Origin of the sequence: Bacillus sp. Brlt_9 (assembly GCF_051948935.1) — a bacterium.
Taxonomy (GTDB): Bacteria; Bacillota; Bacilli; order Bacillales; family Bacillaceae_G; genus Bacillus_A.
In genome coordinates this window covers 515189-528148 of record NZ_JAYJLO010000002.1, presented here as the reverse complement: position 1 = coordinate 528148, position 12960 = coordinate 515189, and the positions used below count along the sequence as shown (strand labels likewise).

General features: G+C 35.2%; 17 protein-coding genes. 4 read left to right on the top strand and 13 right to left on the bottom strand.

Going from position 1 to position 12960, the window contains the following annotated elements:
• The first annotated feature begins 28 nt into the window (after positions 1–28).
• Positions 29–856: a late competence protein ComER gene (gene comER, locus VF726_RS08950; RefSeq protein ID WP_440167498.1), complete on the top strand. Its 828-nt coding sequence runs from the start codon at positions 29–31 to the stop codon at positions 854–856.
• A gap of 171 nt (positions 857–1027) precedes the next feature.
• On the opposite strand, the gene VF726_RS08945 is transcribed toward comER, so the two are convergent.
• The 8 genes from VF726_RS08945 to VF726_RS08910 form a co-directional block, all read right to left on the bottom strand.
• Positions 1028–1777 (bottom strand): class I SAM-dependent DNA methyltransferase, encoded by a 750-nt coding sequence (locus tag VF726_RS08945; protein ID WP_048531264.1) that lies wholly within the window; start codon positions 1775–1777, stop codon positions 1028–1030.
• Positions 1774–2130 carry a ribosome silencing factor gene (rsfS, locus tag VF726_RS08940; protein ID WP_048531266.1) on the bottom strand — a complete coding sequence of 119 codons (357 nt, stop codon included), beginning with the start codon at positions 2128–2130 and terminating at the stop codon, positions 1774–1776. Before rsfS ends, VF726_RS08945 begins: the two co-directional genes overlap by 4 nt.
• On the bottom strand, positions 2127–2696 hold the full coding sequence (gene yqeK / locus VF726_RS08935) for a bis(5'-nucleosyl)-tetraphosphatase (symmetrical) YqeK (RefSeq protein ID WP_440167495.1): 570 nt from the start codon (positions 2694–2696) through the stop codon (positions 2127–2129). The genes rsfS and yqeK overlap by 4 nt, the downstream gene beginning before the upstream one ends.
• The gene (gene nadD, locus VF726_RS08930; RefSeq protein ID WP_440167493.1) at positions 2686–3255 is read right to left on the bottom strand and encodes a nicotinate-nucleotide adenylyltransferase; all 570 of its coding nucleotides are present in this window, start codon (positions 3253–3255) and stop codon (positions 2686–2688) included. The genes yqeK and nadD overlap by 11 nt, the downstream gene beginning before the upstream one ends.
• Positions 3256–3392: 137 nt before the next feature.
• Complete coding sequence (gene yhbY / locus VF726_RS08925) at positions 3393–3686, bottom strand: ribosome assembly RNA-binding protein YhbY (RefSeq protein WP_000955224.1); 294 nt, start codon at positions 3684–3686, stop codon at positions 3393–3395.
• A 5-nt stretch (positions 3687–3691) separates the two neighbouring features.
• Complete coding sequence (gene aroE, locus VF726_RS08920) at positions 3692–4525, bottom strand: shikimate dehydrogenase (protein ID WP_440167490.1); 834 nt, start codon at positions 4523–4525, stop codon at positions 3692–3694.
• Between the two features lie 15 nt (positions 4526–4540).
• Entirely contained in the window at positions 4541–5647 is a 1107-nt protein-coding gene (gene yqeH / locus VF726_RS08915) for a ribosome biogenesis GTPase YqeH (protein WP_098519996.1), read from the bottom strand.
• Between the two features lie 3 nt (positions 5648–5650).
• Entirely contained in the window at positions 5651–6163 is a 513-nt protein-coding gene (locus tag VF726_RS08910) for a YqeG family HAD IIIA-type phosphatase (RefSeq protein WP_000765309.1), read from the bottom strand.
• A 247-nt stretch (positions 6164–6410) separates the two neighbouring features.
• On the opposite strand from VF726_RS08910, the gene VF726_RS08905 reads away from it, so the two are divergent.
• Entirely contained in the window at positions 6411–6566 is a 156-nt protein-coding gene (locus VF726_RS08905; protein ID WP_000850094.1) for a sporulation histidine kinase inhibitor Sda, read from the top strand.
• A 148-nt stretch (positions 6567–6714) separates the two neighbouring features.
• On the opposite strand, the gene VF726_RS08900 is transcribed toward VF726_RS08905, so the two are convergent.
• Both VF726_RS08900 and sigK read right to left on the bottom strand, forming a co-directional pair.
• Positions 6715–7503 carry a phosphatidylserine decarboxylase gene (locus VF726_RS08900; RefSeq protein WP_440167486.1) on the bottom strand — a complete coding sequence of 263 codons (789 nt, stop codon included), beginning with the start codon at positions 7501–7503 and terminating at the stop codon, positions 6715–6717.
• Positions 7504–7793: 290 nt separating this feature from the next.
• Complete coding sequence (gene sigK / locus VF726_RS08895; RefSeq protein WP_000051382.1) at positions 7794–8507, bottom strand: RNA polymerase sporulation sigma factor SigK; 714 nt, start codon at positions 8505–8507, stop codon at positions 7794–7796.
• 187 nt (positions 8508–8694) lie between these two features.
• Between sigK and VF726_RS08890 the strand changes: the two genes are divergently transcribed.
• Positions 8695–9327, top strand: a complete 633-nt coding sequence (locus tag VF726_RS08890; protein ID WP_440167483.1) for a hypothetical protein — start codon at positions 8695–8697, stop codon at positions 9325–9327.
• 55 nt (positions 9328–9382) lie between these two features.
• Here VF726_RS08890 and VF726_RS08885 read toward each other — a convergent pair whose 3' ends face one another.
• The 3 genes from VF726_RS08885 to VF726_RS08875 form a co-directional block, all read right to left on the bottom strand.
• Positions 9383–10879, bottom strand: coding sequence for a YcdB/YcdC domain-containing protein (locus tag VF726_RS08885; protein WP_440167481.1), 1497 nt, complete (start codon positions 10877–10879; stop codon positions 9383–9385).
• A 90-nt stretch (positions 10880–10969) separates the two neighbouring features.
• Positions 10970–11119 (bottom strand): 50S ribosomal protein L33, encoded by a 150-nt coding sequence (gene rpmG, locus VF726_RS08880; RefSeq protein ID WP_001265617.1) that lies wholly within the window; start codon positions 11117–11119, stop codon positions 10970–10972.
• Positions 11120–11258: 139 nt separating this feature from the next.
• Complete coding sequence (locus VF726_RS08875) at positions 11259–11843, bottom strand: nitroreductase family protein (protein WP_429671598.1); 585 nt, start codon at positions 11841–11843, stop codon at positions 11259–11261.
• A gap of 390 nt (positions 11844–12233) precedes the next feature.
• Between VF726_RS08875 and VF726_RS08870 the strand changes: the two genes are divergently transcribed.
• Positions 12234–12884 carry a GTP pyrophosphokinase gene (locus tag VF726_RS08870; RefSeq protein WP_000456215.1) on the top strand — a complete coding sequence of 217 codons (651 nt, stop codon included), beginning with the start codon at positions 12234–12236 and terminating at the stop codon, positions 12882–12884.
• Positions 12885–12960: the final 76 nt, after the last annotated feature.

Genomic DNA, 12960 nt, shown 5'->3' with positions numbered 1-12960 from the left:
AAAGCTGTTACGAAGGAGGTATGAAACATTGAACATAGGAATTATAGGGACAGGGAACATGGGGAATATACTAATCGATGCATTTTTAGAAACCCGTGCTGTCAAACCTTCGTGCCTTACAATCATTAATCGAACGCCCGCCAAAGCATATCATATAAAGGAAAAATACCCTTCTGTTCATATAGCCAAAACTATTGATAAGGTAATCGAACGATCACATCTTATTTTTATTTGTGTAAAGCCGATAGATATATACCCGATCCTACAAAAATACGCTGAATATTTTTCTGATGAAAAGTGCTTAGTTTCTATCACAAGTCCAATATCTCCATCACAATTAGAAACACTTGTACCTTGCCACGTCGCCCGTATTATTCCAAGCATTACAAACCGCGCTCTGTCTGGTGCATCACTATTTACGTTTGGAAGTAAATGCTCTGAAGAGTGGCAACAAAAACTATTTCGCCTATTCAAAAACATTTCTACTCCCCTTGTAATAGAAGAAGATATAACGCGCGTTTCATCTGATATAGCAAGCTGTGGCCCTGCATTCTTTAGTTATTTATTACAATGTTTCATTAATGCTGCTGTAGATAAAACAAATATTACACATGAAGAGGCCACTACTTTAGTAAGTGAAATGGTCGTTGGAATGGGGAAATTACTTGAAAAAGGGATTTTCACATTGCCTACTTTACAAGAAAAAGTATGTGTTAAAGGCGGCGTTACAGGAGAAGGCATTCGGGTTTTAGAAGAACATGTTGGGGATATGTTCCATAAATTAATCGAGCGGACACACGAGAAATTTGATGAAGATTTAAAATGCGTTGATCAGCAATTCAATAAACACACATAATAAATACGTCATCGTCATTCCAAATCCTTTTTATAAATACTTACTTTTTTACATTACATTTTCACTTAAACTAGCATTTTTACACTTTACGTATATAATCTTCTTATTATCCTAGAACTAAAATTACAACTTCTTTACAAAACAAAAGCAACCTTCTCGGTTGCTTTTGTTTTATCCGTTTTTCTTCGCCATGAAGAAAATACGCTCTGTTTGTTCTGTAACTTCAAGTCTCTCAAAGTCACCAGTTACGCGAAGCACTGTAAAACCAGCTGCTTCAAGCCATTTCGTTAACTCTTCAACCGGATATGCACGTTGCACGTGACATTCGTCAAAGCGATGGTACACATCTTCTTCTGGATCTTGAACAAAAAACGTTAAATCATGTTCTACACTATTTGATTCTTCACCAGGGAAGCAATTCCAAATAAGAGATATTTCTTCTCCATTTACTGTGTATGTTTCATTTTGAAATACATGATGTATTTTATATAAAGAATGTACATCAAATAAAAACAAACCATCTTGACGTAAATGGTGAAACACTCTTCGAAATGTTTCTTGCACTCCATCTTCTTGCAATACATAATTTAATGAATCACAAAAAATCGTTACACAGTCAAACTCACCCGGAACATCAAGCTCTCGCATATCTTGTTGATAAAAAGGAATAAAATATCCTTCCCCGCCTAGTTTTTGCTGAGCAACTGCTAACATTTCTTCTGAAAGATCGACACCGATTACATCGTAACCCTTTTGTACAAGCGGAAGTGTTACATTACCAGTACCGCATGCTACATCAAGAATTTTCGCCTCTTTCATATCCGCTTGCTGTAAGCTTTCCTCTGTGAATTCTACCCATTTATCATAAGGGACATCATTCATTAGTTCGTCGTACAGCAATGCAAATTGTTCGTAATTCATTGGCCTAGCTCTTCTGTAATATCTTCACGTGGCACATCGCCCCATAGACGCTCTAAATTATAGTGATTACGCTCATCTTTATGGAATACATGAGCAACTACATCTCCAAGGTCAACTAATACCCAGCGTGCTTCGTCAAAACCTTCCATACGTTGTACGTCGATTTGGAACTCGTGTGCTTTTGCTTTAATTTCACGAGCAATTGCTTGCACTTGCTTATCTGAGTTACCGTGACAAATAATGAAATAATCTGCAATCGGTGAAATACCTTGCATATTTAGGACAACCATATCTTCTGCTCTCTTATCATCAGCTGCTTTTGCCGCTAATACTAACAAATCTTTATCGTTCATTTACTAATTTCCTCCTTGATAACTGCGTTGTATGTTTGGAATGTTAATGGATAAATCGTTTGATTTTTTTCCATTAAAAATTGAATTGTTCTCTTTAATGCAAATAATAAAGCTTGATTTATATCCGCATATGCGAGTTTACGAGCTTCCTCCACTCCTGGAAACTTTCGACCAGGCTCAATGTAATCAGCTACATAAATTACTTTATCTAACATCGTCATTTTCTCATGACCACTTGTATGATATGTAATAGCTTGCAGGATTTCAGGATCCGTAATGCCTACTTCTTTTTCTACTAAGTATGCCCCAACAGGTGCATGCCATAACTCTTTGTTATAACAAAGTAAATCTTTCGGCAAATCTTCACGTTTAATAATCTCTTCCATCTCTGGAATCGCTCTACACTTCGCATAATCATGGAATATAGCTGCAACTTCAGCCTTTTTTTCATCCACACCGTATAACTTAGCAAGTTCAATTGCTGTTTCCATTACACCAATTGTGTGTACATAACGTTTTTCATGCATTTGTTGTTTGACAATATGAAGTGCTTTCTCACGATTCATACAACCCATTCCTCTCAATATATACCTGTACTTTTTCAGGAAGTAAATATTTGCACGTTTTCTTCTCTTTATATCTCTCACGTAATAAAGATGAAGAAACTGCAAACTCCGGAATTTCCACAGTGGTGATAGGATAAGGTGTATGCAATGTATAACCAGGTCTTGCAACCCCAACAAACGTTACAAGATCAAGCAACGCGTCAATGTTATACCACTTCGGTAAATACTCAACCATATCTCCACCAATAATAAAGTGAAACTGCACATCCGGATGCTTCTTCGTCAATTGTAGCATAGTGTCATACGTATAAGATGGGCCCTTCCTGCTTAGCTCTTCTAAACAAATAGAAAAATGTTCCTCTGCCTCAGTCGCAAGCTCTAACATTTGTAAGCGATTTTCTACACTTGTAATATTTCGCCCTTGTTTATGCGGCGGAATTTGGTTCGGTAAGAACCATACTTCTTCTAAATTCAAAGCATGATATACTTCATTTGCAATGAGCAAATGTCCATAATGCGGCGGATCAAATGTACCGCCAATGATGCCAATTTTCCTCAAAAGAAACGCCCCTTCCTTTTACGTATAGCAACTCTCTTCGCTTAGGAATGAAGAGAGTTGCTATTAATAAAAGTTCAATTGGTTTCGCTCTCTACATCATTACGCATCTGCGATAAAAATAGCTCGTGCTAATCTTTTTATCGAGGAAGCTTAATTTGTTTATTTTCTCTTGATTCTTTGTATAAAACGATTGTGCTTCCAATTACTTGAACGATTTCAGCACGTGCGCCTTTTGCAAGTTCTTCTGCAACTTCACGGCGATCGAATTCACAGTTCTGTAGCACACTTACTTTAAATAGCTCACGAGCTTCTAAAGTATCTGCGATTTGTTTAATCATATTTTCATTTACTCCGCCTTTTCCTACTTGAAAAATTGGTGTTAAATGATGTGCTTGCGCACGTAAAAATCTTTTTTGTTTTCCTGTTAACATATATGTTAGCCTCCAAGCTTTCTTATAACTAATTGTTTCATTCTTTCGATATTTGGCGCGCGCCCTGTCCACATTTCAAATGCAAGTGCACCTTGATAAACAAACATATCAATACCATTTTGAATGATTGCACCTTGCTCTTTCGCCTCACATAAAATTTTCGTTTCAAATGGGTTATAAATTATATCTGATACAATCGTCCCTTTTTTTAACGAAGAAATTTGTAATGGCGTATGTTCAACGCGTGGATGCATACCTATCGTTGTCGTCTGAATGATAATATCATAATTCCCTTGTTCTTCTGTTGCTTTTTCTAAAGATAAAGGAACAGAATGAACAGTAGCCGTACATGCAGCAATAAGTTCTTTCGCCTTATCTACTGTACGATTAGCTACATCAATCTCTTTGACACCTACATCAGCAAGAGAAAAATAAATCGCTCGACTAGCACCACCTGCGCCAAGCAATAAAATACGTTTCTCTTGAAGTGGTTCACTACTAATGGACTGCAATGCTCGGACAAAGCCAATTCCATCTGTATTGTAGCCAATCAACTTTCCATCCTTATGAACCACTGTATTTACCGCACCAATTTGTTTTGCTAGCGGGTCAATCTCATCCAAACAATCCATGATCGCAACTTTGTGCGGAGTTGTTACATTAAATCCTGAAATACCTAATGCTTTTAAACCTCTTACTGCTTCCCCAAGCTCCTCCTCTTTAACAAGAAAGGCATGATAATGGGCATCCATATTCAAGTGTTCAAATGCATCGTTATGCATAACGGGTGATAATGAATGTCCAATTGGATTTCCGATTACACCATATAATTGTTTCATAAATCCCTCTCCATATTAAATTAAAGATTTACGCAATGAAACACTTACTCCTTTTGGTACGTGTGCAACAATTTTTGCTCCCGGTTCGTTCACAGTAACCCATCCTAATCCAGAGAATACAACATCCGTTTTTGGTTCACGAATATTAAACTCGTATTTCACTAGCTCTGGCATATTTTCTAATTCTTCTGGTGTTGGCGGGCTTAGTAAATCTCCAGCATGATTTTTATACAATTCATCTGCTTTCTCAAGCTTTGTACGATGGATTGTTAAACGATTCGAGAAGTGACAAGTAAACGCACGACGACCGCCACTTACATAATCAAAACGTGCCAGTCCACTAAAGAACAATGTTTGTTCTTCATTTAATTGGAACACCATTGGCTTAATTTCTTTTGTTGGTGTAATAAGCTTTAAGCTTTGTTTTCCAACATAATGAGCCATTTGGTGGTGGTTAATAATACCTGGCGTATCATATAAAGAAGATTCTTCGTCTAACGGAATATCAATTAAATCAAGCGTTGTTCCTGGGAAATGAGATGTTGTAATTACATTTTCAGTCTCATCACTAAACTCTTTAATCATACGATTAATAAATGTTGATTTCCCTACATTTGTACATCCAACAACGTAAACATCTTTTCCGCCGCGGTAATACTCAATCGCATCTGCCAGCTCAGCAATTCCCTGTCCCTTCGCTGCACTAATTAAAAAGACATCTTCTGGCTTTAATCCTAGCTGTTTTGCACTATAGCGCATCCAATGCTTTACTTTATCATGTTTTACTGACTTAGGAATTAAATCAGCTTTATTTCCAACAAGTAATACTTTATTATTTCCTACGAAACGATGTAAGCCAGGTAACCAGCTACCATTAAAATCAAAAATATCTACAATCTTAACTACTAACGCATCCGATTTTCCAATTCCGTTTAGAATACGTAGGAAATCATCATCTGTTAATGATACATCTTGAATTTCGTTATAATGTTTCAAGCGAAAACAGCGTTGGCAAATTACTTGTTCTTTTTCTAAAGATGAGGTAGGAGCATATCCCACTTCATTTTTATCTTCTGTTTGAATTTCTACACCGCAACCAATACATTTAATTGTTTCAGTCAAACTTTATTCCTCCCAGTTAATTAAACCTTTTTTCTTCATATTCCTCATAATTCTTCGTTCAATTTTTCGATTAAAGCGCGTTACTAATCCGTCCGTTTGTGCTACCGGTACAACTAAAATTGTATGAAGTCCCACTCGGTTTCCACCTAAAACATCCGTTAGTAACTGATCCCCAATTACTACAACTTCATCTGGCTGCAACTGCATCTCTTGTATCGCACGCTTAAACGCACGAACAAATGGCTTACGCGCACTATGAATAAATGGAATGCCTAATGGATCAGCAAAGTCTTTCACTCGTTGCTCATTATTATTTGAAACGACCGTTACTTGAATGCCTTGCTCTTTCATTTTCAAAAACCATTCTTCAAGTTGTGGCGTTGCATTTGGACGATCCCATTCAATTAAAGTGTTATCTAAATCAGTAATAACACCTTTAATTCCACGCTTTTTCAAATCTTCTGGTTGAACATGATATACATTTTTCACATATTCATTTGGTAAAAATAGTTTCAATTTCTTTCACCTCTTTGAGGAGTTTTCATAAAAATTTTTCGACAACATATTTCGATATATGACCTGTGGATAAAATTGTACACATTTTCCACATTAATTTTTCAGTCAATTTGGAATTTACTAACAATCTATACACATTTTATCCACCTAGGTATGTGGATAACCACTCGTTTGTGACTGTCATATTTTTTTGGTACATTAAATGCATCAACGAATCAATCCTTATATTATTAGGAGGTGACTCACCTTGAAAACAAAACATATGGAACAGTTATCTACTGAGTTACTCACTGAGTCTTATTATAAAGCAAAAGAACTAAAATTAAATCCCGACTTCATTTTACTTATAAAACAAGAAATTATTAGACGCTCATTAGAGGACAAGCTTGTCAAATCGTCTTGATTACATATAAAACGAAATTTTAACTAGCTAACTTGTAAAAAGAGCCATCCTGCGATGGCTCTCGAATAAACAAGTACTCCCATCTAGGGAATTTCATCATTAAGCATCTTTGTCCATAACTCTTGCTTACAGTTATAAAATCTTTTCTTTACTTATGAGCCAATCGAGTAGCAATTTTTTCACCAAGGCGAAGCTCTTGTCCACTCTTCAATTCCTGCACTACTCTTATCATATCTTTTTCAAACAATAACACAACTGTTGAACCGAATGTAAAGTATGCCATTTCTTCACCTTTTTGAACAACGTCTCTTTCATGCAGCAGCTCAATACTATTTACAAACATTGCTCCTACTTTTACAAGCGCCATATGTTCACCGTCACTATTCACTTCTGTAACAGAGCGATAATTTTTTGACAACGGTTCTTTCCCGTATTCCATACCAGCTGCATTTACCGGATATGATTTTCTACCGAGTACAAATCTTTCAGTCACAGAACCAGAAAGCGGACTATGAATACGATGATAATGACTTGGGCTTAAATAAATAACCATGTATGTACCACCTGCATATCGCTGTGCACGTTCTTCATTAGCTAGCATATCCACAATCGAATAACGCTTGCCTTTAATATCAAATGTTTTTGTGTCCTCAATAGGACCGTGATCAGCAAAAACACCATCAACAGGACTAACGATACTCGATGCATCTGTATCAATACTACGCTTTCCTTCTTTTAGCTTACGCGTAAATAATTCATGCAATGTTCTATATTCCTTCAAACCCTTTTCCATCTCATCTTGATTAATTTGAAAAACTTTCGCATACGATGGAATAATGATAGAGCTCAAACGAGATTGTGCAAATTTACGTAATATATAAGAAGTAAAACGACCATTTGTAAGTTCGATCATAAGTCGATATAATGTACGTCGCAAATTGCGAAACCTCCTAATCAGTCTATAACTTTAGCTTCCCCTTCTTTTCCTTCTATATCATATGTAAAATTGGTTCTTATTCCCACATATCATATAGAACCACCATATTATACATGCAGAAAACTAAGTATGGTATTATTCTTAAATTGTTTAGCACCCTCTAATATTACAGATAGAATCCGTCATTTTCAACAGTGAACATGTATTTCTTCTGAACAGAACTCTTTTTCTTTCCTTATTTCCAAAAAGAAAAGCAGCCCATTTTAAAATACGGCTGCTTGCAATGTACATTATTCTTTCGCTTTTTTCTCTTTCTCTGCTCTCACAAATTCATGGAACATTTTCATTAAAGCACGCTTTTCAATTCTTGATACGTAGCTTCTGGAAATACCGAGTGCCTTTGCGATCTCTCGTTGCGTTTTCTCCTTATCAAGTCCCAGTCCAAAACGCTTCACGATTACTTCTTTCTCCCGTTCGTCTAAAATATCGATATACTCTTTAATCTTTTCTAACTCCATACTAAGCTGAATCATATCAATTACATCTTCAGACTCTGATTTTAATATATCAATAAGCGATATTTCATTTCCCTCTTTATCTTGCCCAATCGGGTCATGAAGTGAAACGTCCTTTTTCGTTTTTTTTAGTACACGTAAATGCATCAAAATTTCATTTTCAATACAGCGCGCTGCATACGTCGCCAGTTTTGTGCCTTTTCCTGCCGAATAGCTCTCAATCGCTTTAATAAGCCCGATTGTACCAATTGAAATTAAATCTTCTGCATCTTCCCCTGTGTTTTCAAACTTCTTAACGATATGAGCTACAAGCCGTAAATTATGTTCAATTAATAAATTCCTCGCTTGAGCATCACCTTGCTCCATTAACTCTAAGTACTTTCTCTCATCGTCTGATGATAACGGTTGTGGAAACGCATTGTTCTTTACATAAGAAACAAAGACAAACACTTCTCGAACCATATATCCAATTGCGGCGAATAGACTCAAACCTTTCACCTCCGCCAAAATAGTGGTCTTTACTATGTGTATGTGGGCGTGAGGTTGTTTGTGTCTGTACGATATAAATATGGAATCCTTAGCTTTTTGTCGAACGAAATAAGTCTTTCATACCTTGAATAAATTTTCCAATGTATTACAATATGTAAAGTTCCAAAATTTTGAAAGAGGTGTTTTCATGCGATACTTTACTTCACAAATAACAAAATTAGTAGTACTCACACTATCTTTTTTCTTACTTTCAGCTTGTGGACAAGAAACTTCGCCCACAAAAACTGAGACGACTAAACAGGATACTGCCGCATCAAAAGATAGCACAACAACTGAAGATAACCAAAAAGATGCAGACAATGTAAAAACTGAAAACAATACAAAGACTGAGAACAACGCAACACCTAAAACTAATACAAAATCCGAAAACAACACAACTACTGAAAACAACAAAAAAAATGAAAATAATGAAACAGCTAAAAATAATACAAAACCTGAAGCAGAATCTAAAAACACACAAAAAGAGCAACAACCAGCTAAGCAACCAAATAAACAAACTGATACTATTACATTCACAAGTGAAGATGCTGTAAAAGTTCTAGAAAAAAGAATGGGAGCTCGATCAGCTGACATTCATTACGTCTCAGCGGAAGACCAACTAATCGGTACAATAAATGGCATTAAGCTATATGACGTTTTATACACACGTGGTGATGGTGAACATCAACGTGCTCTAAATTTCGCAGTAGGTTCAGATGGGAATTTATATGAGTGGTCAAAAGCTCAAGATGGTATTCTGCAACCACTTAACGGCAATTAATAAATGATTCTACGAACATAGTAAAAGCCAATCGATACGTATCGATTGGCTTTTATTAATATTCACTCCAAATTTTCTTCCCTGTGTCGGCATCAATATAACGAATTTCTCGACTACGGTCGAAGGGTTCTTTATAATTTTCATCCGTTGTTTGTTTATACAGTAGTTCGTAGCTTGTTTCCTCTACATCATTCTCCAAAAACCATTCTAAATGAACTCGCATGGCCCCTCTGTATATTTCTAACGCTTTTTCTTTTGTTACTTTTGGTGTTGTTTCATATGTAAGCAATTCTTTTATAAAGTTGCTAGATTCTCCTGAATAATGCATCACAGCACCATTCTCTGTATTAATGTTGATCATAATATTTTTTCCCTCTACATGAATGTCATTTACATATATTGAAAAGGAAAACCTCTCAATTCCATCTTCCGCTTCTTCACGTTCTTCCCAAAGACGTAAATATTGTGTAACATTTGGAATAACTCCTTCTAAAAATTGAAGTGCTTTTTGTAAACATTTCTCTCTAGACAGTATTTGCTTTACTTCTTTATCGTCTGTCAATTTTATAAAGCCAGTTAATTCATTCGTAGATTTATCAATCATAATGCAAACAAAATTATTATATTTTAACATCGGTAAATGCTTCTTAAAAAATTCATTCATTAAATATGGATTTTTTTCTTCTTTCTGTTTCTGTAATTCCTCTTTCGGAACAAATTTCATCCTTATTTCATCATCATCTTCTGTCTCAGCTACTTTTGTAAAACTTTCTTTATCCCAGTCAAGCAAATCGAATATATCATCTTGTTGGCTACCTTTTTTCGGTTTTTCAACAGCTATAGTTGGAGGCCACTTATAGTGATCGGGTCCAAATAAATCTTCTCCTGTACTTGCATTAATAAACGCATGGCTAGGTTCTGGTTCATATACAAGATGGTACCCTTTTACTTCTTCTCCATTTTCATACTCACATGAAGAATGTGTTAAATCTACAAATACAAGTCTCATATCTTGTCTAGCTTTCAAATTTTCTAAGATGACGTTCTCTTCAACAATTTCACTTGGCCATAACGGTTTTTTCTCGATAGCTTTTTGTCCATTATACCGAAAATGCACAACATTACCTGAAGGATGAACTTGCACGATACCCCCTGTATTCGGCAATGGATAGCCATTCACTTCTTGCATATAATTTACTTCTTTCCAACCACGCCTGTCGTCCTTAACAGTTACATATGTATAAAATTCATATCCTTCTTTTGTATATTTTGTTAAAAATATATTTGCAATCTCTCTCGCTTGATTTTCCTCTAGAGCTTCCTTATCGTCCGAAAAAGAATTTTCATCATCTATACTAAATTCAATTAAATTACCAGTATGTCTATTCAGCGTAATTTGTATCGTTCTCTCTTCATCCTCTTTATGCTCCCACCATAATAGATGATACGGGTCATCTACGCCTTCTTGATCGTCTACAACAAGTCTATAATCATCTGGAATGTTGATCATATGAGCCACTTGCTCTTTTCTTTCTATATCTTTTTGATTCATCATACCGCCCCCTTGTTACAATTTAAGGTAATTATAACAAACAAAACCAAAGGATAATAAACAAAAAAGACTAGAGATATCTCTAGTCTTCTACTTCGTTTCACGATGTAACGTTACCCGTTTTAATCGTGGACAATATTTTTTTAGTTCGATACGCTCTGGATTGTTTCGTTTATTCTTTTTAGAAATATAATTACGATCACCACACTCCGTACAAGCTAATGTAATATTTACACGCATATGTAATTCTCCTTTCTTTTAAAGATCGCAAACTAAAACGTAATGATTACGATTTATATGTTATATAACTTCATTCTATTTGTCAATTGCAAAAAAGGGATCTAAATAGAACCCTTTTTTAAGTAATCTATGCCTTGTATTAAAATGTTTCGTATGTAACAAACTCACTAATCGGCTTTCGGTATCCTCGTGGGCGAATTTTAGTAGTATCACTTTTTCCTATCGTAATCATTAAAACAGGTACTATATGCTCCGGCATATTTAGTTCACTTTGCACTGCTTTTTCATCGAAACCGATCATTGGACACGTATCATAGCCGTAATGTTTAGCTGCGTACATAAAAGTCATCGCACTTAACGAAGCATTTCTAATCGCTTCCTCTTCCATGAAGCGTTCTCCTTTTCCTTCATATAGCCCTTTCGTTTGCTTAATTGTATCTTCATACTCACATTCATCAATCATCTTTAAAACCTTCATACCGAAATAAATATTTTCGACATTTTGGTATGCTCTCTTATCACCACAAACAAGTATTACCGCAGATGCACTCGATACTTTATATTGCCTAAAAGCTAACTCTTTTAATCTTTCTTTTCGCTCTTGATCACGAATTACAACATAATGCGTATGTTGCAAATTGTAACAAGATGGAGAAAGCTTTGTTAGCTCAAATATTTTTTTAAAATCCTCATCTGGGATTTCTATTCCTTGTACAAATTTCATTGCGGAACGTCTAGCAATTGCTAATTCTTCAAAGTTCACTGTACAGCCTCCTTAATAACCATAAATTCAAATATACATTAATCCATACAAATGAATAATTCAAATGAAAACACTTTAAATTATCGATAATAGTGATGCTTCACAAAAAAAGACAAAAAGCTGAAACAATTAGTTCATACGAAATTCACACGAATCTATTACTATAGGAATTGTACATAGTGAACTTATTAACAATCACGTTTATTTATATAGAATTTTATTTGAAAGGAGTTGAAAGTATGAAAACTAAATATCGTTTTATGATCTCATCATTTGCTGCTTGCGCCTACATGATTTGGTGTTTAGTATAATAACAACCTCACTTGTAAATTGGAAAAGGTGTGTATATAAATGGAATATAATCAATCAACAGTTAACTACTGGAAAGCTTTTGTACTACCATATACATTTGCTTTAGAAGAGTTAAAAACTAAATTTGAAATTATGAACCGGGAAGCCCAATTTTTAGAGGATTACAACCCGTTTGAACATATAAAAACAAGATTAAAACAACCTGAAAGTATTATTAAAAAGCTTGAACGTAAAAATTTATTACCGACAGTTGAAAATGCTCAAACGCATTTACAAGACATCATCGGCATTCGTATTACATGTTGCTTCGTAGAAGATATCTATCATTTGAAAGAAGTCATTCAAAAGCGTGAAGATATGGAAATCATAGAGGTAAAAGATTATATCGCCAATCCAAAGGGAAATGGCTATAAAAGTTTACACATGATTATTAAATATCCTTTATCACTGAATTCTGGTACAAAAGAAGTCTTTGCAGAAATTCAGTTACGTACGCTCGCAATGGACTTCTGGGCAAGTTTAGAACATAAACTTTACTATAAGTATGAAGGGAAAATACCTGAGTATTTAAAAGATGAACTTCATGACGCGGCAATGAAGGCTGAAGATCTTGATAATAAAATGGCAACCATTCGCCAAGATATTGATGATATCGAAGCATGTTCAAATCAAATTATGTTACCACTATAAAAAAAGGTTCTCGCCAATGAGAACCTTTTTTATTTCACTATTTACAGGCAGTAAAAATTCCTAATTAAAGTTTCAC